Origin of the sequence: Streptomyces sp. NRRL S-646, from assembly GCF_000720765.1 — a bacterium.
In the GTDB taxonomy this organism is placed as follows: Bacteria; Actinomycetota; Actinomycetes; order Streptomycetales; family Streptomycetaceae; genus Streptomyces.
Genome location: NZ_JODC01000007.1, coordinates 97,635 through 121,686, shown reverse-complemented (window position 1 = coordinate 121,686; position 24,052 = coordinate 97,635). Strand labels below are relative to the sequence as shown.

Below are 24,052 nucleotides of genomic sequence, written 5' to 3'. Positions count from 1 at the left end.
CGAGGAGTCCGCCATGGCCCTCTCCAGACGCCTCTTCCTCTCCTCCGCCATCACCTCGGCCGCCGCACTCGCCGCCTCCGGGCATCCCGCGGCCGCCGCGCCCGGGACGCCCGTCCCGGCCGACCTCCGCCACCGCATCCCCGTCAGCCCCGACGACACCCCGGACGAGCTGCTCCGCAAGGCCTCCCAAGTCCGGCCCACCACACGGCAGATCGCCTGGCAGGCCCTGGAGCAGACCGCGGCGTTCCTGCACTTCGGCGTGAACACCTTCACCGGCCTGGAATGGGGCACCGGCGACGAGGACCCCAACGTCTTCCAGCCCGCCGGCCTCGACACCGACCAGTGGGCCCGCGCCCTGCGCGACGGCGGCTTCAAGCTCGCCATCCTCACCGTCAAACACCACGACGGGTTCGTGCTCTACCCGTCCCGCTACACCAACCACACCGTGGCGTCGAGCAGTTGGCAGGGCGGCCATGGCGACGTATTGCGCTCCTTCGCCGACTCCATGCGCAGCCACGGCATCAAGGTCGGCGTCTACATCTCGCCCGCCGACGAGAACCAGTACCTGCACGGCGTGTACGCCAACGGCAGCGCCCGCACCGAGCGCACCATCCCCACCCCGGTGCCGGGCGACGACCGCAGCCTGGACCGCACCTTCACCCTGCCCGCCACCGAGTACGGCGCCCACATGCTCAACACGCTCTACGAGGTGCTCACCGAGTACGGACCCGTCGACGAGGTGTGGTTCGACGGCGCCCAGGGCCGCATCCCGCCCGGCAACGTGGAGGACTACGACTGGGACAGCTGGTACACCCTGGTCCGCGCGCTCGCCCCGGACGCGGCGATCGCCGTCACCGGACCCGATCTGCGCTGGGTCGGCAACGAGAGCGGGCTGGCCCGCGAGGACGAGTGGAGCGTCATCCCGGTCAAGGAGAACCAGTACGGCCGCACCGACTGGGCCCTGTCCTACGACACCCCCGACGAGGGCAGCCGAGCCGCGCTCGTCGCCGCTCAGCCGAAGACGGACTACCTCCAGTGGTGGCCGGCGGAGTGCGACGTGTCCATCCGCGACGGCTGGTTCTACCACGCCGACCAGCAGCCCAAGTCCGTCGACGACCTGACCGGGATCTACTTCGGCTCAGTGGGCCGCAACTCCGTCCTGCTGCTCAATGTCCCCCCGGACACGGACGGCCGGCTGCACGACACCGACGTCGTCCGGCTGCGCGAGTTCCGTGAGCGGATCGAGCGCGAACTGCCCGGGGACCTGGCACGCGGGGCACGCGTCACCGGCTCGTCCCGGACGCGGGCCGTCGATCTCGGCACCGATCAGGAAGTGGACCGCATCCGGCTGGCGGAGGACATCCGCCACGGCCAGCAGGTGGAGACCTTCGTGGTGGAGGCGTACCGCGACGGGGCCTGGGCGGAGGTGACCCGGGCCGGAACGATCGGCGCGAGCCGCATCCTGCTCCTGCCGGCGCCGGTACGGGCCCGGCGGTGGCGGCTGCGGGTGACAGGGGCGCGGGACGCCGTACGGATCGCACGGTTCGAGCTGTACCGGTCCCGGGTCTGAGGCGTACCCGCGGCGGGGCGGTCACCGGGTTGTCGGCGCTCTGGTGACCGCCCCGCTGCCGGCCGGCGGCCGTGTGGTCATCCGGCGGGCGCCGCGACGGGAGGCTCTGCGGGCGCCTTGACCTTCGGCGGGCGGGCGAGGAACACACTCGCGGCGATGATCCACAGACCGGACGCGAGGAAGGCGAAGAATCCCACCCACGGAATGAAGGTGGCCACGCCCAGAACGATTCCGGCCCAGCCCAGCCAGCGCGGCAATGGCGTTCCACTGCGGGCTGTGTCAAGACCGGCAGCGAGCATCATGATGGCGATTCCGGCGACAAAGGGAATGAAGAAATCGGTGCTGATGGCATTCATCGACTGAAATGCCTGGCCGCCGACCCGCCGTTTGTCGCTGGCGTCGACCATGGCGAGCGTGAGACTCGATGCGGTCCAGAACCCCACGGCCGACAGAATGCCGCCGGCGAAGGCGACTTGGGGCAGCCAGCCGTGCCGGTCGGCCTCGGCGAGGTGGTGGCGCAGGTTCCCGGCGAAGAACACCAGGACCGCCGCGGCCAGAACCAGCAGATACAGAGCGACTGCCTGTCGTGTGTCGTGATGGTGGTAGAAGAGCTTGATCTGCGGACCGGGATCTCCGACGTCCGGTGTCGACCCGCCCACGGCGAAAGCGACCACAATCAGAATGACGGCAACAATGCCGGTGAATGGTCCGAGGCGCATCGGAAACCTCCGATCCGGACACGCGAATACCTCTTTTTATGCTTCCATGCAACTCGGCGCCCGGCAACTCGGCCGTTATTCACCGGTGCGTTTCAGGAGTGGGAGCGGCGGTGCCGGCGGATTCGCCAGACGACAAGGGCCACGACGACGATTGCGGCAAAGGCCAGGGCGACGGTCCGGCCGACCATGCTCTCGACGCGTTCGTAGGCAGCGCCCGCGGCATAGCCGAGGAGGACGTTGCCGACACCCCAGACCAGGCCGCCCGGAGCGTTGTAGAGCAGGAAGCGCCGGTACGGCATGTTCGACGCACCCGCCATCGCGGGAACGAAGGACCGGAAGAAGGCGACGAAACGGCCGACGAAGACCGCCGCCGGACCGCGCCGGCGGATCAGGTCGCGCGCCTTGTCCACCCGCTCGGCCCGTCGGCGCAGGGGGCGGCTGGAGAGCAGCGGCGGTCCGAGGCGCCGGCCGACCTTGTAGCCGACGCTGTCCCCGGCGATCGCCGCGAGGACGACAGCAAGGGTCATCCAGGCCAGGTCGACGTTGCCCCGCCGGGCCAGCACCCCGCCGACGATCGCCGCGGTCTCGCCCGGCAGGACAAACCCGAAGAACAGCGCGTCCTCGGCGAACACCAGGGCCGTGACCACGACGTAGACCACGGGACCGGACAGGTCGGCGAGCCAGTCGACAAGAGCGTCCATCTGCCGACCCCCTTCTCTGCCGGGTACGAGTACCCGGCAGCGGCGGCCTGGCCCGCGGCCGTCCGGCGCAGCAGGAAGTTCACGGCGGTCATGGTCAGGACCGGCTCGCCGTGCTGGTTGAGGACTTCGATTCCGGTGTGGACCAGCCCGCGGTCCGGTTTGGAACGGGAGAGGCGAGTCTCCCGCACGGTCGTGCGCAGGGAGAGACCGTCGCCGGGCCGCACCGGTCGTACCCAGCGCAGTTCCTCGACGCCCGGGGAGGCCAGGCCGCCCACCTTGCTGATGTAGTGGTCGGCGTAGAGCCGCATCATGACGGCGCAGGTGTGCCAGCCGCTGGCGATGAGCCCCTGGTACGGGCCCTGCAGTGCGGCCTGCGGATCGATGTGGGTGCCCTGTGGATCGAACTCCCGGGCGAAGCGGAGGATGTCCTCCTCGGTCATGGTGATGCTGCCGTAGACGTAGACCGCGCCCGGCACGTAGTCCTCGAAATAGCGGTCCTCGATGGGTACGACGAAGTCCGCCTCGCTCAGTGTGGTGGTCGGTGCTGTCATTGGCGGCACGATAGCCGCCGGGTGAGTCGATCTCGCGGCGCGGCGGGCTCAGATCTCCTTGAGGACCTGTTCCAGGAAGGGCACCGAGTCCACGGCCGGCGAGGCCACCAGGCTCAGGCGGTCCATGACCGCGAGATAGTGGTCGACCTCCTCGGGCTTGTCCAGGTACAGGGCGCTGGAGAGCTGCTCGAGGTAGACGACGTCCGGCAGGTCCGGTACGGGGAAGCGCAGCACGGTGATCGGCCCGCCGGCCGCGGCGTGACCGCCGACGTGGAAGGGCAGGACCTGGAGCGTCACGTTCGGCCATGCGGCCGCCTCGATCAGGTGCTGCAGCTGGGCACGCATCACCTCGGCCCCGCCGAGCGGGCGGCGCAGCGCCGCCTCGTCCACCACGACCCACAGCTTCGGCGCGTCCGGCCGGGAGAGCAGCTCCTGCCGGGTCATGCGCAGCTCGACCCGGCGCGCGATCGCGTCCGGGGAGGTGATGGGGTGGCCGAGCCGGATGACGGCCTCGGCGTACGCCGGGGTCTGCAACAGGCCCGGGATGAACTGGACTTCATAGGTACGGATGAGGGAGGCGGCCTCCTCCAGGCCCAGGTGCTGCTCGAACCAGCTCGGGAAGGCGTCTCCGTACGCCCGCCACCAGCCGGGTTCGTTGGCCCGCCGTACCGAGTCCAGGAACTCCTGGCGTACGGCGGGGTCCTGGACGCCGTACAGCGTGAGCAGGTCGGCGATGTCGCGCTGTTTGAAGCCGACGCGGCCCAGCTCCATGCGGCAGAGCTTGGCGTCCGAGGCGCGGATGGCCGCAGCGGCCGTGTCCCGGCTGATGTCGAGGGATTCGCGCAGGCGGCGCAGGCGGGTGCCCAGCATGATGCGCTGCACGGTCGGCCCGCCGTGGCGTCGGCTCAGGACCTCGACGTCGGAGGGAATGGGTTCTCGCTGAACTGCCGTCATGGTCATCCCCTCGGCCGCCGCACCGGCTGCGTGTGCATGTGTTCGGGACTCAACCAAGGAGGGTAGCACCGAGGCGTCGTTCGGCTGCGGTGCGTGAAGTGGCCGGAGGGTACAGACCGGTGGCCGGTACCCTCCGGCTGTCCGCGGGTGTGCCCGACCTCAGCCGGCGGGGAGTAGGCCGTCGAAGTCGCCGTCCTTCACACCGCGGACGAAGGCGGAGATCTCGGCGCTGGTGTAGACGAGCGCCGGACCCTGGGGGTGGCGGGAGTTGCGGACGGCGACGCTGCCGTCCGGGAGGGCGGCGAGTTCGACGCAGTTGCCCTCCGGGTTGCTGTGGTGGCTCTTGCGCCAGACCGCCCCTGCCAGCTCGGTGGCAGGTATGCCGTTGCTCACGTGCTGCATCTGAACCTCTTTGAGATGAAGTCGCGTTGAGTGGACTCGTGGTCGGCGCTGCAATTGCATCCTCAATTGCATCCACGGGTGGTGTGCGGGACGATAGCGTCCGGCGCCCGCTGCCCGCAAGATCATCTGCAATTGCAGGGGTAATTGCCGATGCACTTGCGTACGGACTGCCGGACGTAGCACGATACTTCGCACAGGTGTAGCGCTCGGTTGTTCTCTCCGCAGGGGTACCAGGGGTCGCGATGTCCGCAGAGCAAGTCGCAGAACCGGTCAACCCCCTGCGTATCGAGGAGACTTGGCAGTGGCTGAGCCAGGCCGTGGACCACATCGGCCGGCCCGGGCCCGGGCTGAGCCTTCCTCTCGTCCCAAGCTCCGAGGACGGGCCCGGCCCCGCCCACTGCTCGGTGCTCGTCGTACCGCCGATCGCCCAATCCGCCCACATGGCCCGGGACTTCACGCGCACGACGCTCGTCGACCGGACCACGGACGAACGCGTCGAGGACGTGGCGGTCACCGTGTCGGAGCTGCTGAGCAACGCCCTGCGCTACGGCCGAGCAGCGGACGGCGAGGCGGAGTTGCAGCCGGCGCTGTGGCTCGCGTACTGGGACCGCTGGTCCTGCGCCGTGTGCGCGGTCACCGACGAGAGCGACCTGATCCCCGTCGCCGTGCAGGCCGATGAACTCGCGGAGTCGGGACGGGGACTGCAGGTCGTCTCGGTGCTGAGCGACGCATGGGGATGGAACCCGCGGGCCCGCGGCGGAAAGCTCGTGTGGGCCCTGTTCCGCCTCTGAGTCCCGCTTCTGACGCCGCGGCCGGTTCGGCCGTCGCTCCGGCTGGCCAGGGCCGGGAAGGCGGGGTACACCGAGAGGACCAGAGCCGAGGAGGTGCGGTCCCGTGGGTGAGGTACAGGTGTCGGCGCAGGACGGCGAGGTGCGCATGGGGATCGGCGACGACCTCGTGGTGCGGCTGGCCGAGAACGCCACCACCGGCTACCGGTGGCACGTCGAAGTCGTCGAGGGCGGCCTGAAGGTGGCGGCCAGCGACTATGCGCCGCCGGGAGAGCTCGCCCCGGGCGCCGGCGGCACCCGGGTACTGCGGCTGCGGCCGACCAAGGCCGGTCAGGGGCGGCTGGAGCTCGTGCTCAGGCAGCCCTGGGGCGACGACGTGGCCGACCGGTACGCGCTGCGGGTCACCGTCGAGTGACACGCGAGGGGCCGCGCCCGGCACGCTCGGACGCGGCCCCTCGCCGGGCAGGGCTACAGCAGGTAGATCTCGTGGACCAGGCCGTCCGCCTCCTCACGGAAAGAGATCGGCCGGCCCGTCTGGCGGGCCTGGGAGGCCAGCGTCGTCAGCGCGGTGAACGCCCAGTCGCTGCCGTTGAAGATCTTCTTCCAGGCGCCGCCCTTGACGTGCAGGAAGGCGTTGCGGGGCTGGTTGATGGACCACATCGCGTCGACGATCGCGTTCTGCGTCCACGTGCCCGTGAACGCCGTGGCGGCCTGCGCCGCCGCGAACGCCTGCAGGTCGCCGCGGAGTTCGGGCGTGATCGTCGGCCGGGCCTCGCCGGACGCCGTCTGCTCGAACCGCGCGACCATCACATCACTGGCCGGCTTGCCCGGCGCGGTGAGCGCGCTGCCGTTCAGGCCGACGTCCACGCCCGGCGGCAGCAGCACGGGCCGGCCGGCCTCGTCCTGCTCGGCCGCGGAGCGGACCGCCTGCGTTGTGGGCGGCTGCTGCTTGGGCTGCTCGGGGCCGCTGTTCTGCGGGCTCATGTCGTACTCTCCTCTCCCTGGTTGCCCGGTCTCACCAGGCGTAGATCTGCTGGACGCTGCCGTTGTCCTCGTACAGGCCGACCTTGGCGCCGTTCGCCTTGGACGCGGCGAGTTCGGCGAGCATCGCCGCGTCGGTCGCGCCGACGGAGCCGTTGAGGTTCAGCCAGCCGCGCAGCTCGCCGTACGCCCACACATTGGCGTCGGCCTCGTTGCTCCACAGCGCGAGGATGCGCTGGTCGGGCAGCCAGTTGTGGATGAGCGTGCCGAGCGCCGCCAGGTTGTGCCAGGTCTCGATGCCGCACTCGCCGTAGCCGATGCGGAAGAAGCCCTGGTCGCCCCAGCCCGGACCCCAGCTGTTCTTGCCGATCCAGCACTGCTGCGCGTCGTCGTAGCCGACGAGCGTGACGCAGTGGCCGCCCGCGAGGTCACCGGTCTTGTGCCGGTAGACGCCGCCGGAGTAGCTGAAGAAGTCCTGGTAGACCAGGAAACAGGCGGTGATGGAGCCGTAGCGTGCGATGTTCTCCTTCATCGCCGCCGGGTTGTTGGTGACGGACTGCCAGGAGCGGATCTTCACCAGCCGGTTGGGCCAGTCGGCGTTGAGCTTGGAGGCGTCCTGGTCGCCCGCCGCGTACGGGAAGTACTCCTCGATGGTGATGCCGTTGTCGCGCGCCTGGTCGGCGAGGGGCTCCGGGAACCAGCCGGTGGAGCAGGTCCGGCCGGCCTGGCGGCCGTAGTAGTAGAACGCCTGCGCCTCGGACAGGTCCACCGGCAGATACGGCGCGCCGTAGCTGAAGCGCGTGACGTGCTCCATCATGCCCACGGTGCCGAAGGCCACGCAGGAGCCGCACGAGCCCTGGTTCTTGACCGGCGTCGTGTAGTTGACGCCTCCGATGTTGCGCAGGTCGAACGCGGCGGGCGCGCCCACCGAGTCGGCGGTGGCGGACAGGGCGGCTGCGATGTTGCTCTGCTTGGCGCTCTCGATCGCGGAGCGGTCGCCGGACTCGACGGGGACACCGAGGCGCACGACGCGCTGCTCCTCGGTGAGCGCCGTCATGCTGGTCGTGGTCATGTGCCACGGATTGCCCGCCTGGTCGAGTACCGACCTGAGGTGGTCGAGGTCCAGCGGGTCGTTGACAGGCATGAGGAACCCTCCTTCGTGCTCGGGGCGTGTCGGTGCCCCTGCCGGCCGCCGCACGGCGGGCAGGGCAGGGCAGGGCGGAGCGCGACCGGGCCCGGACGGGGCGGGGCGCGTCCGTCACGCCGTGCGGGCACACGTCGCCGCACGGCGGAAAACGCTGGAAGCGGTGGCAACTACTGAAGGGCGGTACGGACGGCGCTGCTCGCCGGCTCCCGCCTGGGCGGGATCACATTCTCTGAGAGGCTTTCACAGCCGTACCCCCGTAGTTGAGCGACAGCGGCAACCCCCGGGCTCCGCGGCTGTCGAGAGGCAGCTAAGCAGAGAACCAGGGGGTCGGGAATACGCCGGAATGGGGCTACCGCAAGGGAGAGACAGCGCTCCTCTTGCAGCACCGCCGTGGGCGCGGGCTCAGGGGCCTTCCCCGTCGATCCCGGCGGCCCTGCGGGCCACCCCCGTGCTGTCCCGCACGATCACCCGGGGCACCGGCACCCGTACCGTCCGCGCCGGTCCGCCGTCCACCAGCGCGGTCAGCTCCCTGGCGGCCGTGCGCCCGAACTCCACGCTGTCCCGGGACAGGGCGGACAGCCAGGGCTTGACCATGCGGCACAGGGCCGAGTCCTCCCAGGCCACCACCGACACGTCGGCCGGTACCGAGAAGCCGAGTTCGGTCGCGGTGGCCACCCCGGCGACGGCCATCACGTCGTTGTCGTAGATCAGGGCGGTCGGGGGAGCGGGCCGCCCGAGGACCCGCCGGGTGACGGCCGCGCCCTCCGCGTCCGAGTAGTCGGTGGTGACGGACTCCACCTCGGTCAGGCCCCGGCGTTCGGCCTCGGCGCGCAGGGTGCGGATGCGGCGCTCGGTGTGGGCGAGGCCCGGCAGGCCCGCGATGTGCACGATCCGCCGGTGACCCAGCGCGTACAGCTCGTCCACCACCGAGGCCATCGCGCCCGCGTCGTCCGCCCACACCGTGGACAGGCCGGGGTGGCGTTCGTCGGGGGCGCCGCCGATCACCACGGCGGGCAGGCCGAGTTCGTCCAGCAGGTCGGGGCGCGGGTCGTCGGTGCGCGGGTCGACGACCAGGACGCCGTCCACGCGGTGCTCGGCCCACCAGCGCCGGTAGACCGCGCACTCGTCGGCGACCTCCTCCACCACCTGGAAGAGCAGGCCGAGATGACGCTCCGCCAGCACCTCCTGTATGCCCGAGACGAGTTGGAGGAAGAACGAGTCCACGCCGAGCGTGTCCGCGGGGCGGGCGAGCACGAAGCCGACCGTGGCCGCGCCCTCCCCGGACAGCTGGCGTGCCGCGGTGCTGGGCCGCCAGCCCAGCTGTTCGGCGACCCGGCGCACGCGGTCGCGGGTGACCTCGGAGACTCCGGGGCGGCCGTTGAGGGCGAAGGAGACCGCGCTCTCGGAGACACCTGCGCGCTGCGCGATGTCCTTCATCGTCGGCCGACGGGCCGGGGAACGCTTGGCCGGCACGTTGCTCCCCATTTCTTCCGGGTCAGTAGCTAATGCGCTTAAGTGCGAGAACCCTAAAGCGCATTAGTCATGGCTGGCAAGTTTCCGGCCAAACATCTCTGACCTGCACTAATGTCGGCTGAATTTCTTTAGCTGGGATCAGTCCATTGACTTTCCCCGAGAGCCGCGGGCATGGTCGCTGGCGTCCCAGCCGCCGACGCCGCCAAGGGAGCCGTGTCACCGTGCCCACATCCCGCAGAACATTCGCCGCAGTCGCCGTCTCCGCCTTCCTCCTGCCGCTGAGCGCCTGCGGCTCCGGGAGCGACGGCGGGGGCTCGGGCGACACCTCGGGCAAGATCGAGGGCGACATCACCTTCCAGACCTGGAACCTGCGCGCCAACTTCAAGGACTACTTCGAGGGCGTGATCGCCGACTTCGAGAAGAAGCACCCGGGCACTCATGTGAAGTGGGTCGACCAGCCCGCCGAGGGCTACGCCGACAAGATCAGCGCCGATGCGGCCGGCGGCACCCTGCCCGACGTCGTCAACGTCTCCCCGGACCTCGTCGCCCCGCTCGCCAAGGCCGGACTCGCCCTCGACCTCGACAAGACCGCCGGGAAGTACAAGAAGGAGTACCTGGCGGGCGCCTGGGCCAGCCACCGGATACCGGGCATGACCGGCACGTACGCCTTCCCCTGGTACCTCAACACCGGCCCGCTGTTCTACAACAAGTCCCTGTTCAAGAAGGCCGGGCTGGACCCGAACACCCCACCGAAGACGTACGACGAACTCTTCGCCGACGCCCTGGAGTTGGCGAAGAAGAGCAACGGCAAGGTCGCCACCCTCGCCAACGTGCCCACCATCGAGGACTTCGGCCGCTACGGCGTCGAGCTCATGAACAAGCAGGGCACCGCCTTCACCTTCAACGACGCCAAGGGCGTACAACTCCTGGCCAAGTACAAGGAGTTGTACGACGCGAAGGCCCTCGACCCGCAGGCGCTCACCGCGACGCCCGAGTCGTCCGGCAAGAAGTTCCTCACCGAGGCCGTCGCCATGAACCCCGGCAGCGCCCTCGACCTCGGCAACTTCAAGAAGCAGGCGCCCAACCTGTACAAGAACATCGGCATCACCGACCAGATCACCAGCACCGGCCACGTCAACATGTACGTGATGGGCGTGATGGTCAACTCCAGGACCAAGCACACAGCCGCCTCGGTCGCCTTCGCGCACTGGGTCACCGACGCCGAGCACCAGATGTCCTTCGCCAAGAAGGTCGCCATCTTCCCGAGCACCGCCGGCTCGCTGGACGACCCGTACTTCACCAAGGAGGACGGGACCGACGAGACACGCGTGCGCATCGCCGCCGCCAAGTCGCTGAAGAACGCGGTCAACTACACGCCCGTCCTGTTCAGCGAGCAGATGAAGACGGCACTGCGCAACGAGGTCGCCAGGGCTCTGCAGGGCAAGGAGAGCCCCAAGACGGCGCTCGACAACGCTGTCAAGGCCTGCAACACGCTCCTCCAGCAGCAGGGCTAGCCCGCCATGGCCACCTCTGCCGTGTCCCAGGAGCGGGGCGTGCAACGTGTGCGGCGCCAACTGCCCACCAGCCCCTGGCTGTTCGCCGCACCCGGACTGCTGATCACCGGCGCGTTCATCCTGTACCCGTTCGTCTCCACCCTGATCAACGCCTTCACCGATCGCCGCACCCTGATCCCGGGCGAGTTCGTGGGCCTCGCCAACTTCCGCGAACTGCTCCACGACGACATGTTCTGGATCGGCCTGCGCAACAGCACGCTGTACGTCCTGGGCGTCGTACCCGCCCTCGTCGTCCTGCCCCTGCTGCTCGCGCTGCTGGTGCAGAAGAACATCCCCGGCATCACCTTCTTCCGGTCCGCCTTCTACACCCCGGTCGTCGCCTCGATCGTCGTCGTCGGGCTGATCTGGGTGTGGCTGCTCGACGAACGCGGGCTGATCAACTCCCTGTTGGAGACCATCGGGGTCGGACAGGTCGGCTTCCTCAGCGACCAGTGGCTGCTTCTGCTGAGCGCCATGGCCGTCACGGTCTGGAAGGGCCTCGGCTACTACATGATCATTTACCTGGCGGCGCTGGCCAACGTGCCACGCGAACTCCACGAGGCCGCCGCCGTCGACGGCGCGGGCGCGGTCCGCCGCTTCCGCACCGTCACCGTGCCCGCCGTCCGCTCCACCATGGTCCTGGTCGGCGCGCTCTCCTCGGTCGCCGCCTTCAAGGTGTTCTCCGAGGTGTACCTGATGGCCGGCCCGAGCGGCGGACCGGCCGGCGAGGACACCACCCTCGTCATGCTGGTCCAGCGCACCGGCACCGGCCTCACCGGCCGCGTCGGCTACGCCTCCGCGATCTCGGTCGTCGTCTTCGTCGTCACCGTCGCCCTGATGCTGCTCGTGCTGCGCGCCGACCGGAGGGAGGAGGGGTGAGCGTCGTCGAGAAGGTACGACCCGTGCAGGCGCCGGCTCCGGCACGGGAGCCCCGAGTCCGCGTCACCGACGAGCACGGCCGCCGCATCCGGGCGTGGGAACTCGCCCTGCGCTACGTGCTCCTGCTCGCCGTACTCGCCCTGACCGTCGGCCCGTTCCTGTGGCAGCTGTCCACCTCGCTCAAGGGGCCCACCGAGGACATCTACAGCTCCCCGCCGACCTTCCTGCCCGGCCACCCCACCCTGCACAACTACGAGCGGGTCGCCGACACCATCCCCGTCTGGGACTACGCGTTCAACTCGCTGAAGGTGGCCACCGCCAACGTCGTCACCAACTGCGTCGGATCGGCCCTCGCCGGCTACGCCCTGGCCCGGTTGCGCTACCGGGGCCGCCGGGTGGCCACCCTCGCCTTCATCCTGGCGATGCTCGTGCCGGTGGAGGGCATCATCATCGCCCAGTTCACCACCATGCGGGAGCTGGGCCTCAACAACACCCTGGTCGGCGTGGTGCTGCCGGGCTGCATCGGCGCCATGAACGTGCTGCTGATGCGCAACGCCTTCCTCAATCTGCCCTACGAGATCGAGGAGGCGGCCTACGTCGACGGCGCCAACGTCTGGCAGCGGTTCCTGCGCATCGCGCTGCCCGCGGTGAAGGGCACGATCGCCGTCGTCGCCATCTTCGCCTTCATGGGCGCCTGGGACGACTTCCTGTGGCCGCTGATCGTGCTGAGCGACCCCTCCAAGTTCACACTGACCATCGGCCTCAACTATCTGCACGGCACCTTCGCAGGCGACGAACGGCTCGTCGCCGCGGGCACGGTCATCGCCGTCGCACCGCTGATCGCCCTCTTCGCCTGTCTGCAGCGGTACTTCTTCCGCGGCGTCGGCGAGGGGGCCGTCAAGGGCTGACCGCCGCCATCGAGTTCAAGGACCTCCGCATGCCTGCTGCCGTGCGCTTCGGCGTCAACTACACCCCCAGCGAAGGGTGGTTCCACCACTGGCTCGACTTCGACCTCGACTCCGTACGGGCCGACCTCGACTCCATCGCCGCGCTCGGCCTGGACCACATCCGGGTCTTCCCGCTGTGGCCGTACTTCCAGCCCAACCGCACGCTCATCCGGCCCCGCGCCGTCGAGCAGCTCGTCGCACTGGTGGACGCCGCGGCCGAGCGTGGGCTCGACGTCAACGTGGACGGTCTGCAAGGGCACCTGAGCAGCTTCGACTTCCTGCCCGCCTGGACACGCACCTGGCACCGCCGAAACCTGTTCACCGACCCGGACGTGCTCGACGGCCAGGCCGCCTACCTGCGCACGCTCGCCGCCGCCCTCGCCGACCGGCCGAATTTCCTCGGCATGACCCTCGGCAACGAGGTCAACCAGTTCTCGGCAGGACCGCATCCCGATCCGGACCGAGCCACCTCCCGCGAGATCGACGCGTGGCTCGCGCGCATGCTCGCCGCCTGCGACGAGGGCGCCCCCGGCAAACTGCACCTGCACGCCGAGTACGACGCCACCTGGTACCAGGACGACATGCCCTTCACCCCGGCCCAGGCCGCCCACCACGGCGCCGTCACCGCCGTGCACTCCTGGGTCTTCAACGGCACCGCCCAGCGCCACGGCCGCACCGCCGTCCCGACCGAACACCACGCCGCCTACCTCGTCGAACTCAGCAAGGCCTGGTCCGACGACCCGCATCGCCCCGTCTGGCTCCAGGAAGTCGGCGCACCCGCCCCCCTCATCCCGCCCGAGCACGCCGCCGCCTTCACCCAGGCCACCGTCGCAGGCGCCCTGGACTGCCCCGACCTGTGGGGCATCACCTGGTGGTGCTCGCACGACGTGTCCCGGGACCTGGCGGACTTCCCCGAACTCGAATACGGGCTCGGTCTGTTGACGAACGACCGGCGGCCCAAGGACACGGCACGGGTGCTGGCGCAGGCGGCAGCGCGCGAGCACACGCCTCCCGCCGCCCGCACCACCGCGCTCGTCGTCCCCGCCTATCCGGCCACGCGCTCGCTGTGCGCCCCCGGCGGGCCGGTCTTCGACGCCTTCTTCCGGCTGACCGCCGACGGCTCCCGCCCCACGGCCGTCCTGGACAGCCGCGCGGACGACAAGGACCACCTCGCCGCACGCGGCATCACGGAAGTCGTCACTCCCGAACAGGTACTCCGCACCCCACAAGGAGGAGCCAGCTCGTGAACCCCACCAGACGCACAGTCCTGCTCACCGGCGCGGGCGCCGCGGCCGCTTTGGTGCCGCCGCTGCCCGCCTTCGCCGCGCCGAAGGCCGCCGCCGCGACCCCGCCGTACGCCTCCTACTGGTACCCGGACTCCCTGCCCTCCGGCAGCCCCGGTACCGGCATCACCTGGCGCAGCCTGAAGGCCTGGCGCGCCGCCGACGACACCGACCTCCCTTTCAACACCGCGTCCGTGCCGCTGGCTCCCCGCTTCACCCCGACGCCGGCTAACGCCACCGCCCGCTCCGGACAGGCCCGCATCCAGTCGCTGGTGTCCTTCGGCCCGACTTCCGGCAACCCCTCCCAGGGCTCTGCCACCGCCGACTACTACGCGCTCACGCACTGGGCGTACGTGGACGAGCTTGTGTTCTGGGGCGGCTCGTCCGGCGAGGGGCTGATCCTCGCCCCGAACGCGCCGATCGTGGACACCGCCCACCGGCACGGCGTCCCGGTCCTCGGCAACATCTTCCTGCCGCCCACCGCCTACGGCGGGCAGTTGCAGTGGACACGGGACCTGGTGCAGAAGGACTCCGCCGGGCACTGTCCGCTCGCCGCCCAACTCGTCGCCGTCGCGGCGGCGTACGGGTTCGACGGGTGGTTCGTCAACGCCGAGACCGGTGGCGGGAATGCGGCGCTCGGCGCCGACATGCTCGGTTTCGTCAAGGAGCTGAAGTCGCTTGCGGCCGCCCGTGGGCAGCGGGTGACCTGGTACGACGCGATGACCGTGAACGGCACGGTGAGCTGGCAGGGGGCGCTCGACAGCCAGAACCAGGCGTTCTTCCAGGCCGCCGACGACATGTTCGTGGATTTCCGGTGGAGCGCGGGCACCCTCGCCTCGTCCGGACGGAAGGCCGAGCAACTTGGCCGCAGCCGCTACGAACTGTGGGCCGGTGTCGATGTCGAGTCCAACGGGTCGAACACGAGCGTGAGCTGGGAGGCCATCGTGCCGACCACCAAGGCCCACGTCACGTCGATCGGCTTCTACCGGCCCGAGTGGACCCGCAACCACCTGCCGGCCTCCCGGACTCCGGCAGACTTCCACGCCGCCGACGACCGGTTCTGGACCGGCCGTTCGCTCGATCCGTCGCAGCCCGACGCCTCCGACCCGTGGCGGGCACCCGCGGTGTCGGTCGCCGACCGCTCCACGGTGTCCACCGTGCCGTTCGCGAGCGTGTTCAACACCGGGCACGGGCTGCGGTGGTACGAGGACGGGGCGGTCACCTCGGATGCGCCCTGGAATCACCTCGGGCTGCAGGACCGGCTGCCCTCGCGGCGGTGGGTGGTGCGGACGGCGGGGGAGCGGCCCGTTGTGTCGTTCGACTTCGCGGATGCGTGGCGTGGCGGCAGCAGTGTGCTGGTCAACGGTGAACTGGACGAACCCACGACCGTGGAGTTGTACGCGACACGGCTGCCGATCGCTGTTGACACGGTTGTCGAGCTGACGCACCGGACCGAGGCGGGCGGTGTGAACGTGGAGCTCGCCGTGGCCACCGCCGATCCGAGCGCTCCGGCTGCGACACCGCCGTACAGCTATCTGCCTGTGAACTCGGTCAACAGGAGGCATGGCGCGACTGTGAAGTCGGTCAACGGCTGGGAGACCGTGACCGTCCCGCTCACAGGCCTCTCCGGAACGCTCCATGCGATCGGTGTGCGCCTCACCGCCACCGACGGCCCGGTGAAGTGGCGGCTCGGCGGGCTGGCGGTGCGCGACACCGTCGACACGCCCGCCGCTCCCTCCGGGCTGCGGATCACCGCGGCCTCCGGTGGCGATCTGCGCCTGGCCTGGAACCCCGCCCCGGGCGCGGTACGCCACTACACGCTGCACCGCCTCATGCCCGACGGCACCCGGCGCTTTGTCGGGGCCACCGGCCAGCGCGCCTACTTCCTCGGTGGCCTGCAGCCCGAACAGGGAGAGCAGGCGGCCCGGTTCGAGCTGCGCGCAGTAGGGGAGCTGTACACCGCGTCGGCCCCCGTCACCGTGACCCACCCCTGGTAACCACCCGCCACCGGAAGCCCCGGTAGACCTACGGAGCACCCCGTATGCATGACGACCGCAGCCTGGTCGAAGCCCGTCTCAAGCGAGTCCTCGACGAGCGTATCCGCCCCGCCGTGTACCCCGAGTCCGTACCGCTGGAGGTGGCGGTGTGGCACGCGCCCGGCGAGCCGGTGCCGGTGGCCGAGGCCCTGGCGGCCGAGCCCGAGCCGATCGCGGTCGGCGCCCGGTGGGGTGCTCCGTGGGGCACCAGCTGGTTCCGCGTCACCGGGACGGTCCCTGAGGTGTGGGCCGGCAGGACCGTCGAGGCGATCCTCGACCTCGGCTTCGACGAGAACATGCCCGGATTCCAGTGCGAGGGCCTGGTCTACCGGCCCGACGGCACCCCGGTGAAGGGCCTCAACCCGCGCAACCAGTGGGTACGGATCGGCGCCCCGGTCGAAGGCGGCGAACAGGTGCGCCTGCACGTCGAGGCGGCCTCCAACCCCGTCATCCTCGACTACCACCCCTTCCTGCCCACCCAGCTGGGCGACAAGGAGACGGCGGGCAGCGAACCGCAGTACACCCTCACCCGTATGGATCTTGCCGTCTTCGACGAGACGGTGTGGCAGCTGGTGATCGACCTGGAGGTGCTCGGCGAGCTGATGGCCGAGCTGCCCGTGGAGTCGGCGCGTCGCTGGGAGATCCTGCGCGCGGTGGAGCGGTCACTCGACGCGATCGACCTGCAGGACGTCAACGGCACGGCAGAGGAGGCCCGTTCACACCTGGCCGACGTCCTGTCCGCGCCCGCCACCCCCTCCGCCCACCGCATCAGCGCCGTCGGTCACGCCCACATCGACTCGGCCTGGCTGTGGCCGCTGCGCGAGACGGTCCGCAAGGTCGCCCGTACGACCTCCAACATGACCGCGCTCCTCGACGACGAGCCCGATTTCGTGTTCGCCATGTCGCAGGCCCAGCAGTGGGCGTGGGTGAAGGAGCACCGGCCCGAGGTGTGGGCGCGGGTGAAGAAGGCGGTGGCGGACGGACGGTTCGTGCCGGCCGGCGGGATGTGGGTGGAGTCGGACACCAACATGCCCGGTTCGGAGGCGATGGCCCGCCAGTTCGTGCACGGCAAGCGGTTCTTCCTCGACGAGTTCGGCATCGAGAACGAGGAGGCATGGCTGCCCGACACCTTCGGCTTCGCCGCCGGGCTCCCGCAGATCATCAAGGCCGCCGGTTCCAAGTGGCTGCTGACGCAGAAGATCTCCTGGTCCCAGACCAACAAGTTCCCGCACCACACCTTCCGTTGGGAGGGCATCGACGGCACCCGGATCTTCACGCACTTCCCGCCGGTCGACACCTACAACTGCTCCATGAAGGGCAGCGAGATCGCCCACGCGGCAGGCAACTTCAAGGACAAGGGAGTCGCCCGGCACTCCCTCGCCCCGACCGGCTGGGGCGACGGAGGCGGCGGCACCACCCGGGAGATGGTCGCGAAGGCGGCGCGGCTTCGGGACCTGGAGGGCTCGGCGCGGGTCGCGTGGGAGACCCCGCAGGAGTTCTTCGAGAAGGCCGAGGCCGAGTATCCCGAGCCCCCCGTCTGGGTCGGCGAGCTCTACCTCGAACTCCACCGCGCCACCCTCACCAGTCAGGCGAGGACCAAGCAGGGCAACCGGCGCAGCGAACACCTCCTGCGCGAGGCCGAACTCTGGGCCGCCACGGCCGCCGTACGCACCGGATTCCCGTACCCCTACGAGGAGTTGGACCGCATCTGGAAAACGGTGCTGCTGCACCAGTTCCACGACATCCTGCCGGGCTCGTCGATCGCGTGGGTGCACCGGGAGGCGCGGGCGACGTATGAGCGGGTGGCGGCCGAACTGGACGCGATCATCGATGCGGCCCAGCGCGCCCTGGCCGGCGAGGGATCGACGCCCCTCGTCTTCAACTCGGCGCCGCACACCCGTCACGGGATCCCGGCGGGCGGCGCGGGGACGGCGGTCACCGACGGCAGGACGACGGTGACCCCGCGCCCAGCCGGCGGATTCGCCCTCCACAACGGCCTGCTGCGCATCGAGATCGACGCCGAGGGCCTCGTCGTATCGGCCTACGACATCGCAGCCGACCGGGAGACGATCGCTCCGGGGCGCGCCGCGAACCTCCTCCAGATCCATCCCGACTTCCCCAACATGTGGGACGCCTGGGACGTGGACGAGTTCTACCGCAACACGGTCACCGATCTCACGGACGCCGATGAGGTGGTCCCCGGTGAGGACGGCGTGTCGGTGCGGATCGTGCGGTCCTCCGGCGCGTCGCGCGTCACACAGGTGCTGTCGCTGCCGCCGGGGGAGCGGCGGCTGGTGCTGGACACGGAGGTGGACTGGCACGAGACGGAGAAGTTCCTCAAGCTCGCCTTCCCGCTCGACGTGCACGCCGAACGGTATGCGTCGGAGACCCAGTTCGGGCACTTCCACCGGCCCACGCACACCAACACCTCCTGGGAGGCGGCCAAGTTCGAGGCCTGCAACCACCGCTTCGTCCACTTCGAGGAGCCCGGCTGGGGGGTGGCGGTCGTCAACGACTCCACCTACGGCCATGATGTGACCCGCACGGTCCGCACCGACGGCGATCGCGGTACGACCACCACGGTCCGGGTGTCACTGCTGCGGGCCCCGCGCTTCCCGGACCCGGAGACCGACCAGGGCGTCCACCGCTTCCGGCATGCGCTGGTGCCGGGGGCGGGGATCGGGGACGCGGTGCGCGAAGGGTGGCGGATCAATGTGCGGGAGAGGCGGATCAACGGGGCAGCGCAGGTCGCCCCGTTGGTGACCGTCGATCGCGAGGCGGTCGTGGTCACCGCGGTCAAGCTGGCCGACGACGGCAGCGGCGACGTGGTGGTCCGCTTCCACGAGGCCCACGGGGGACGCGCCCGGGCCATGCTCACGGCCGGATTCGAGGTGGCCGGCGTGACGGAGACGGATCTGCTGGAACGCCCGGTGCCCGAAGCGGCGATCGAGCGGAGGGAGGGCGGCCGGGTCGCTGTGCGGCTGCGCCCCTTCCAGCTGGTGACCTTGCGGTTCCGGCGGGCCTGAGGCGGCCCGGCGCAGGCATGATGTGCCGATGAGAAGAAGAACGGTGACCGACCGGGACTGGGCCGCCGCACCGGATCCCGTACTGGCCCTCGCGCAGCAGGACTTGGCGTTCTACGCCCGCACCCGGGACCGGTCGCGACGGATGCACTACGCGACGGAACTGGGTGCCCTCGCCGCCACCTCCTCGACGGTGGTGGCGGCGGGGCTGCATGCTCCGGCGTGGCTGACCGCCCTGATCGCGGGCGGTGCCGTCTTCTTCACTGGGGTGCGCCAGCTGTTCAGCCCCGCCGCGCGATGGGTCGTGTGCGGGCAGTCCCACGAGACGTTGCGACGCGCTGTCGACCGCTACCGGCTGCTGCCCCCCGCGCAACGCGACGCGGCCGCACAGGCCGCGCTGCAGGCGACCATCGAGGAGGTGGGCAATCACGAACTGCGGGAGTGGTCGGACACACAGGGTCAGACACAGGCGCCGGCCCCGGGGCAGGGCGCGGCTCCGCCGAACGCCTGAGGGGTCGGAGTCAAGCGCCCGGCGCAGCAGCGGTCACCTTCCGAGCTGCGCCCGCAGCCACTCCTCCACCTCGCCCACATGCGCGGCCGCCGCCGCCCGTGCCGCCTCCGGGTCGTGGGCCACCAGTGCCCGGTGGATCGCCGCGTGCTCCCGCCGGGTGCGGGCGAAGGCGCCCTCCTCCTGGTAGCCGCGCCACACGCGGGCGCGGAAGGTGCGGGAGGACAGGCCCTCCAGGATGGCGGCCATGGTGTCGTTGCCGGCGGCGACCGCGATCTCGCGGTGGAAGGCGAGGTCGTGGGCGAGGATCTCCTCCGGGTCGTCGGTGGCGTTCATCGCCGTGAGGTGTTTCTCGACCTCGGCGAGCTGGTCCGGTGTGATGCGGGCCGCCGCCAGTGCGGTCGCCGTCGACTCCAGGATGCGGCGCACCTCCAGGAGCTCCACCAGGCGTGGGCCCCGGGACAGGTCGGCGACCACGCCGAACGTCTCCAGCAGGTCACCGGCCTCCAGTTGGGTGACGTAGATACCGGAGCCGTGCCGGGCCTCCAGGACGCCGAGCACCGTGAGCGCGCGGATCGCCTCGCGCATCGAGCTGCGGGAGATGCCCAGCTGGACGGCGAGGTCGCGTTCGGTGGGCAGCCGCTGGCCGGGCTCCAGACGGCCCTCCGCGATCATCGCCTTGATCCGCTCGATGGCGCGCTGCGTCACCGTGCCCTTCTGCGGGGCGGTCTCGTCCACGCCGTTCCTCCTGTCACCCGGTGCGCCGCAGTCTAACCGCGGGGGTGGTCCTACCAATACTGTCAGGAACGGCGAAAATCTGCCGTCGGAGGGTGTTGTTCCGGGGAAGTGGTCTGATAAATATGCGGGCATCTGCTCGAACACGCTCAACGAGGAGCCGCCAGATGCCCGGCAGGACAGTGGGGAAGCGGAACAGTTTTCGAATGGTCGGTGTGCTGGCCGTGGCCGCGAGCGCCTCGCTCGCGCTCGCCGCGTGCGGCAGCACCAAGGACACCGGCGGCTCCGGCAGCGCCGGAGGCGGCGGCACCGGCAAGGTCGGGGTGATCCTGCCCCTGCTGACCTCGCCGTTCTGGCAGTCGTACAACGACTACGTGCCGAAGATGGCGAAGTCCGAAGGCGTCGAGGCGCTCAAGACGGTCAACTCCAACAGTGATCCCTCCCAGCAGATCACCGACATCAACAACCAGCTCAACCAAGGCGTGAAGGGCCTGGTCGTCGCCCCGCTGGACAGCGCCGCCATCGAGGCCGGCCTCGACCAGGCCGACCGCAAGGGCGTGCCGGTCGTCGCGGTCGACGTGGCGCCCGACAAGGGCAAGGTCGCCATGGTCGTACGTGCCGACAACGTCGCCTACGGCACCAAGGCCTGCGACTACCTCGGCCGGCACATCACCAGCGGCAAGGTCGTGCAGATCATGGGCGACCTCGCCTCGGTCAACGGCCGCGACCGATCCGAGGCCTTCCGGTCCTGTGTGAAGCAGAAGTACCCCAAGCTGAAGGTGCTGGAGATCCCCGCCAAGTGGGAGTCCGACACCGCGGCCTCCCAGCTGAACACCCTCCTCAACGCCAACCCCGACATCAAGGGCATCTACATGCAGGCCGGCGGCGTCTACCTCGCCCCGACCCTGCAGACCCTCAAGTCCAAAGGCATGCTGAAGAAGGCCGGCGCCGCGGGCCACATCACCATCGTCTCCAACGACGGCATCCCGCAGGAGTTCGACGCCATCCGCAAGGGCGAGATCGACGCGACCGTCTCCCAGCCCGCCGACGCCTACGCCAAGTACGGCATGTACTACATCAAGGCGGCGATGGAGGGGAAGACCTTCAAGCCGGGCCCTACCGACCACGACTCGACCATCGTCAAGCTGCCCAGCGGCATCCTCGAGGACCAGCTGCCCGCCCCGCTGGTGACGAAGGACAACGTGGACGACCCCAAGCTGTGGGGGAACACGGTCAAGTGAGCGTCCAGGACAACCCGCCCGTGCCCCTCGTCGAGGCGCGGGGCATCGTCAAGCGCTACGGCCCCACCACCGCCCTCGCGGACGGCCGGCTCACCGTGCTGTCCGGCGAGTCCCATGCCCTCGTCGGCCGCAACGGCGCCGGCAAGTCGACCCTGGTCAACATCCTCACCGGACTCCAGGCGCCGGACGAGGGCACGGTCCGCTTCGACAGCGAACCCGCGCCCCCGCTCGCCGACCGCGACGCCTGGCGTCGCAAGGTGGCCTGCGTCTATCAACACCCCACGGTCGTCCCCGAGTTGACGGTCGCCGAGAACCTCTTCATCAACCGGCAGCCGCTGCAACGGGGCTTCATCAGCTGGCGCCGGCTGAAGGCGGAGGCGGCCCGGCTCCTCGACACCTGGGACGTGCACGTCGACCCGGAGGCGCGCACGGCCGACCTCAAGGTCGAGGACCGCCAGATGGTGGAGATCGCCCGGGCGCTCAGCTTCGGCGCCCGCTTCATCGTCCTCGACGAGCCGACCGCCCAGCTGGACAAGCGCGAGATCGAGCGGCTCTTCAGCCGGATGCGCGCGCTCCAGGACTCCGGTGTCACGTTCCTGTTCATCTCCCACCACCTCCAGGAGGTGTACGAGGTCTGCCAGACCGTCACTGTGCTGCGCGACGCCCGCTGGATCACGACCGCCCCCGTCGCCGACCTGCCGAGGGCGGCACTGGTGGAGGCCATGGCGGGGGAGTCCATCGAGGTGATCGCGGAACAGGCCGTACAGGAAAGGCTCGTCGACGATCACGCGCCCGTCCTGCTCGACGCCCGCGGGCTCACCTCGGACGCGTACGAGGACGTCGACCTGACTGTGCGGCGGGGCGAGGTCGTCGGACTCGCCGGATCCAGCGCCAGCGGCAAGACCGAGCTGGCGGAGGCCATCGCCGGCCTGCGCACACCCACCCGCGGAACCGCCCGACTGGACGGTGAGCGGCTGCAGTTCGGGTCGGTGCAGGCCGCCCTGAAGGCCGGTGTCGGCTGTGTCCCGCGCGACCGGCACGACCAGGGCCTGGTCGCCGGGATGACCATCGGCGACAACGCCACCATGAGCGTCCTGGACCGGCTGGGCCGATTCGGCTTCATCGGCACCGACCGCAAACGCGGCTTCGCCACCGAGCTGATCGACCGCCTCGACATCCACACCGAGGGCCCCGAGCAGCCCGTCTCCGACCTGTCCGGCGGCAACGCGCAGAAGGTCGTCATGGCCCGCGCCCTCGCCTCCGACCCGCGGCTGCTCGTCCTGATCAACCCCACCGCGGGCGTCGACGTGAAGTCCAAGGAGTCACTGCTGGCCCGCGTGGACAGCGCCCGTGAGGACGGCACCGCGGTCCTGGTCGTCTCCGACGAACTCGACGACCTGCGGCGCTGCGACCGCGTCCTCGTTCTTTTCCACGGCCGCGTCGTCGCCGAGCACCCGGCGGGCTGGCGCGACCATGAGCTGATCGCCTCCATCGAAGGAGTGGACCATGGCTGACACCAAGGCTCCGCCGGTGAAGCCGGTGAGCATGCCCGACGCCCGGGCGGCGAGGGCGGTGCTGCTGCGCCGCGCCCGCGAACTCGCCCTGGTACCGGCGCTGTTGCTGCTGCTTCTGCTCGGTGCCGTCCTGAACGACTCCTTCTTCACCGAGGCCACCCTGATCTCCATTCTGGCCTCGTCGGCGTCGCTGGCGATGGTGGTGCTGGCCGAGTCGCTGGTCCTGATCACCGGCAAGTTCGACCTGTCGCTGGAGTCGGTGGTCGGCATAGCGCCGGCGGTGGCGGCGCTCCTGGTGCTGCCGGCCGCCCAGGCCGGCTGGGGCACGGAACTCCCCGCCGGGCTCGCCCTGCTGGCCATCCCCCTGGTGGGTGCGGCCATCGGCGCCTTCAACGGCATCCTCGTCGTGAAGGTGAAGCTCAACGCGTTCATCGTCACCCTCGCCATGCTGATCATCCTGCGCGGGCTGCTGGTCGGCGCCACCAAGGGCAAGACGCTGTTCGGCATGCCCGACGCGTTCTTCTCGCTGGCCACCACCACGTTCCTGCGCATTCCGATCTCCGTGTGGGTGGCCGCCGCGGCCTTCGCGATCGCCGGGCTGGTGCTCAAGTACCACCGTGTGGGCCGTTCGTTGTACGCGATCGGCGGCAACCTCGAGGCGGCCCGCGCCGCCGGCATCCGCGTCGACCGCGTCCGGCTCGGCGTCTACGTCGTCGCCGGTGTCCTCGCCTCGATCGGCGGTCTCATGTACACCGGGTACGTCGGCGCCATCGGCGCCAACCAGGGCCAGAACATGATCTTCACCGTGTTCGCCGCCGCCGTGATCGGGGGTATCAGCCTCGACGGCGGCAAGGGCACCATGTTCGGCGCCCTGACCGGCGTACTCCTGCTGGGCGTGGTCAAGACCATGCTGACCATGGCCCAGGTGCCGTCGTTCTGGATCGACGCCATCTACGGCGGAATCATCCTGCTCGCGCTCATCCTGGCCCGCCTCACCACGGGCCGCGCCCAGGACTGACTTCCGCCCCTGCCCCCGACCGAAAGGCC

At 70.1% G+C, this 24,052-nt stretch carries 22 protein-coding genes; 13 read left to right on the top strand and 9 right to left on the bottom strand.

Annotated elements, in window-relative coordinates; genetic code table 11:
- Positions 1-13 precede the first annotated feature (13 nt).
- Positions 14-1,570 (top strand): alpha-L-fucosidase, encoded by a 1,557-nt coding sequence (locus IH68_RS0116100; RefSeq protein ID WP_030935260.1) that lies wholly within the window; start codon positions 14-16, stop codon positions 1,568-1,570.
- Between the two features lie 77 nt (positions 1,571-1,647).
- Here the strand turns inward: IH68_RS0116100 and IH68_RS0116095 are convergent, their stop codons facing one another.
- The 5 genes from IH68_RS0116095 to IH68_RS0116075 all read right to left on the bottom strand — a co-directional run bounded on the left by IH68_RS0116095 (position 1,648) and on the right by IH68_RS0116075 (position 4,897).
- On the bottom strand, positions 1,648-2,289 hold the full coding sequence (locus tag IH68_RS0116095) for a hypothetical protein (protein ID WP_030935258.1): 642 nt from the start codon (positions 2,287-2,289) through the stop codon (positions 1,648-1,650).
- Between the two features lie 92 nt (positions 2,290-2,381).
- Entirely contained in the window at positions 2,382-2,852 is a 471-nt protein-coding gene (locus IH68_RS0116090; RefSeq protein ID WP_234341377.1) for a DedA family protein, read from the bottom strand.
- Positions 2,813-3,541, bottom strand: coding sequence for a MaoC family dehydratase (locus IH68_RS0116085; protein ID WP_234341376.1), 729 nt, complete (start codon positions 3,539-3,541; stop codon positions 2,813-2,815). The genes IH68_RS0116090 and IH68_RS0116085 overlap by 40 nt, the downstream gene beginning before the upstream one ends.
- A gap of 48 nt (positions 3,542-3,589) precedes the next feature.
- The gene (locus IH68_RS0116080) at positions 3,590-4,495 is read right to left on the bottom strand and encodes a DUF5753 domain-containing protein (protein WP_030935251.1); all 906 of its coding nucleotides are present in this window, start codon (positions 4,493-4,495) and stop codon (positions 3,590-3,592) included.
- 159 nt (positions 4,496-4,654) lie between these two features.
- Positions 4,655-4,897 carry a DUF397 domain-containing protein gene (locus IH68_RS0116075; RefSeq protein ID WP_030935249.1) on the bottom strand — a complete coding sequence of 81 codons (243 nt, stop codon included), beginning with the start codon at positions 4,895-4,897 and terminating at the stop codon, positions 4,655-4,657.
- Between the two features lie 242 nt (positions 4,898-5,139).
- Between IH68_RS0116075 and IH68_RS0116070 the strand changes: the two genes are divergently transcribed.
- A complete protein-coding gene (locus tag IH68_RS0116070; protein WP_030935244.1) occupies positions 5,140-5,688 on the top strand; it encodes an ATP-binding protein in 549 nt (182 codons plus the stop codon).
- Between the two features lie 103 nt (positions 5,689-5,791).
- Positions 5,792-6,100, top strand: a complete 309-nt coding sequence (locus tag IH68_RS0116065) for a protease inhibitor I42 family protein (protein WP_030935241.1) — start codon at positions 5,792-5,794, stop codon at positions 6,098-6,100.
- A 53-nt stretch (positions 6,101-6,153) separates the two neighbouring features.
- Here IH68_RS0116065 and IH68_RS0116060 read toward each other — a convergent pair whose 3' ends face one another.
- The 3 genes from IH68_RS0116060 to IH68_RS0116050 all read right to left on the bottom strand — a co-directional run bounded on the left by IH68_RS0116060 (position 6,154) and on the right by IH68_RS0116050 (position 9,286).
- Complete coding sequence (locus IH68_RS0116060) at positions 6,154-6,669, bottom strand: hypothetical protein (protein ID WP_030935238.1); 516 nt, start codon at positions 6,667-6,669, stop codon at positions 6,154-6,156.
- 31 nt (positions 6,670-6,700) lie between these two features.
- Positions 6,701-7,810: a C1 family peptidase gene (locus IH68_RS0116055; RefSeq protein ID WP_030935236.1), complete on the bottom strand. Its 1,110-nt coding sequence runs from the start codon at positions 7,808-7,810 to the stop codon at positions 6,701-6,703.
- A 405-nt stretch (positions 7,811-8,215) separates the two neighbouring features.
- A complete protein-coding gene (locus IH68_RS0116050; protein ID WP_030935233.1) occupies positions 8,216-9,286 on the bottom strand; it encodes a LacI family DNA-binding transcriptional regulator in 1,071 nt (356 codons plus the stop codon).
- A 221-nt stretch (positions 9,287-9,507) separates the two neighbouring features.
- On the opposite strand from IH68_RS0116050, the gene IH68_RS0116045 reads away from it, so the two are divergent.
- From IH68_RS0116045 to IH68_RS0116015, 7 genes are read left to right on the top strand one after another with little or no spacing between them, the layout of a single operon-like run.
- A complete protein-coding gene (locus tag IH68_RS0116045; RefSeq protein WP_030935230.1) occupies positions 9,508-10,800 on the top strand; it encodes an ABC transporter substrate-binding protein in 1,293 nt (430 codons plus the stop codon).
- Between the two features lie 6 nt (positions 10,801-10,806).
- Positions 10,807-11,718, top strand: coding sequence for a carbohydrate ABC transporter permease (locus IH68_RS0116040; protein ID WP_030935227.1), 912 nt, complete (start codon positions 10,807-10,809; stop codon positions 11,716-11,718).
- Entirely contained in the window at positions 11,715-12,626 is a 912-nt protein-coding gene (locus IH68_RS0116035) for a carbohydrate ABC transporter permease (protein ID WP_030935224.1), read from the top strand. The genes IH68_RS0116040 and IH68_RS0116035 overlap by 4 nt, the downstream gene beginning before the upstream one ends.
- Positions 12,627-12,655: 29 nt before the next feature.
- Positions 12,656-13,912, top strand: coding sequence for a glycoside hydrolase 5 family protein (locus IH68_RS0116030; RefSeq protein WP_030935220.1), 1,257 nt, complete (start codon positions 12,656-12,658; stop codon positions 13,910-13,912).
- Positions 13,909-15,945: an endo-beta-N-acetylglucosaminidase gene (locus IH68_RS0116025; RefSeq protein ID WP_030935217.1), complete on the top strand. Its 2,037-nt coding sequence runs from the start codon at positions 13,909-13,911 to the stop codon at positions 15,943-15,945. The genes IH68_RS0116030 and IH68_RS0116025 overlap by 4 nt, the downstream gene beginning before the upstream one ends.
- Positions 15,946-15,989: 44 nt before the next feature.
- Positions 15,990-19,010: an alpha-mannosidase gene (locus tag IH68_RS0116020; RefSeq protein WP_030935213.1), complete on the top strand. Its 3,021-nt coding sequence runs from the start codon at positions 15,990-15,992 to the stop codon at positions 19,008-19,010.
- 28 nt (positions 19,011-19,038) lie between these two features.
- A complete protein-coding gene (locus IH68_RS0116015; protein WP_030935208.1) occupies positions 19,039-19,518 on the top strand; it encodes a DUF4231 domain-containing protein in 480 nt (159 codons plus the stop codon).
- 33 nt (positions 19,519-19,551) lie between these two features.
- Here IH68_RS0116015 and IH68_RS0116010 read toward each other — a convergent pair whose 3' ends face one another.
- Entirely contained in the window at positions 19,552-20,253 is a 702-nt protein-coding gene (locus IH68_RS0116010; protein ID WP_030935205.1) for a FadR/GntR family transcriptional regulator, read from the bottom strand.
- A gap of 164 nt (positions 20,254-20,417) precedes the next feature.
- Here IH68_RS0116010 and IH68_RS0116005 point away from each other — a divergent pair, with 164 nt between their 5' ends.
- The 3 genes from IH68_RS0116005 to IH68_RS0115995 are packed head-to-tail and all read left to right on the top strand — an operon-like array spanning position 20,418 to position 24,023.
- The gene (locus tag IH68_RS0116005; RefSeq protein WP_030935202.1) at positions 20,418-21,491 is read left to right on the top strand and encodes a sugar ABC transporter substrate-binding protein; all 1,074 of its coding nucleotides are present in this window, start codon (positions 20,418-20,420) and stop codon (positions 21,489-21,491) included.
- The gene (locus tag IH68_RS0116000) at positions 21,488-23,005 is read left to right on the top strand and encodes a sugar ABC transporter ATP-binding protein (RefSeq protein ID WP_030935196.1); all 1,518 of its coding nucleotides are present in this window, start codon (positions 21,488-21,490) and stop codon (positions 23,003-23,005) included. The genes IH68_RS0116005 and IH68_RS0116000 overlap by 4 nt, the downstream gene beginning before the upstream one ends.
- Positions 22,998-24,023, top strand: coding sequence for an ABC transporter permease (locus tag IH68_RS0115995; RefSeq protein WP_030935193.1), 1,026 nt, complete (start codon positions 22,998-23,000; stop codon positions 24,021-24,023). Before IH68_RS0116000 ends, IH68_RS0115995 begins: the two co-directional genes overlap by 8 nt.
- Positions 24,024-24,052: the final 29 nt, after the last annotated feature.

Coding starts and splice junctions, on each gene's coding strand:
- IH68_RS0116085 (WP_234341376.1), bottom strand. CDS start 3,541: ATGACAGCACCGACCACCACACTGAGCGAGGCGGACTTCGTCGTACCC.
- IH68_RS0116040 (WP_030935227.1), top strand. CDS start 10,807: ATGGCCACCTCTGCCGTGTCCCAGGAGCGGGGCGTGCAACGTGTGCGG.
- IH68_RS0116100 (WP_030935260.1), top strand. CDS start 14: ATGGCCCTCTCCAGACGCCTCTTCCTCTCCTCCGCCATCACCTCGGCC.
- IH68_RS0116030 (WP_030935220.1), top strand. CDS start 12,656: ATGCCTGCTGCCGTGCGCTTCGGCGTCAACTACACCCCCAGCGAAGGG.
- IH68_RS0116020 (WP_030935213.1), top strand. CDS start 15,990: ATGCATGACGACCGCAGCCTGGTCGAAGCCCGTCTCAAGCGAGTCCTC.
- IH68_RS0116070 (WP_030935244.1), top strand. CDS start 5,140: ATGTCCGCAGAGCAAGTCGCAGAACCGGTCAACCCCCTGCGTATCGAG.
- IH68_RS0116075 (WP_030935249.1), bottom strand. CDS start 4,897: ATGCAGCACGTGAGCAACGGCATACCTGCCACCGAGCTGGCAGGGGCG.
- IH68_RS0116055 (WP_030935236.1), bottom strand. CDS start 7,810: ATGCCTGTCAACGACCCGCTGGACCTCGACCACCTCAGGTCGGTACTC.
- IH68_RS0116005 (WP_030935202.1), top strand. CDS start 20,418: ATGCCCGGCAGGACAGTGGGGAAGCGGAACAGTTTTCGAATGGTCGGT.
- IH68_RS0116080 (WP_030935251.1), bottom strand. CDS start 4,495: ATGACGGCAGTTCAGCGAGAACCCATTCCCTCCGACGTCGAGGTCCTG.
- IH68_RS0115995 (WP_030935193.1), top strand. CDS start 22,998: ATGGCTGACACCAAGGCTCCGCCGGTGAAGCCGGTGAGCATGCCCGAC.
- IH68_RS0116015 (WP_030935208.1), top strand. CDS start 19,039: ATGAGAAGAAGAACGGTGACCGACCGGGACTGGGCCGCCGCACCGGAT.
- IH68_RS0116095 (WP_030935258.1), bottom strand. CDS start 2,289: ATGCGCCTCGGACCATTCACCGGCATTGTTGCCGTCATTCTGATTGTG.
- IH68_RS0116060 (WP_030935238.1), bottom strand. CDS start 6,669: ATGAGCCCGCAGAACAGCGGCCCCGAGCAGCCCAAGCAGCAGCCGCCC.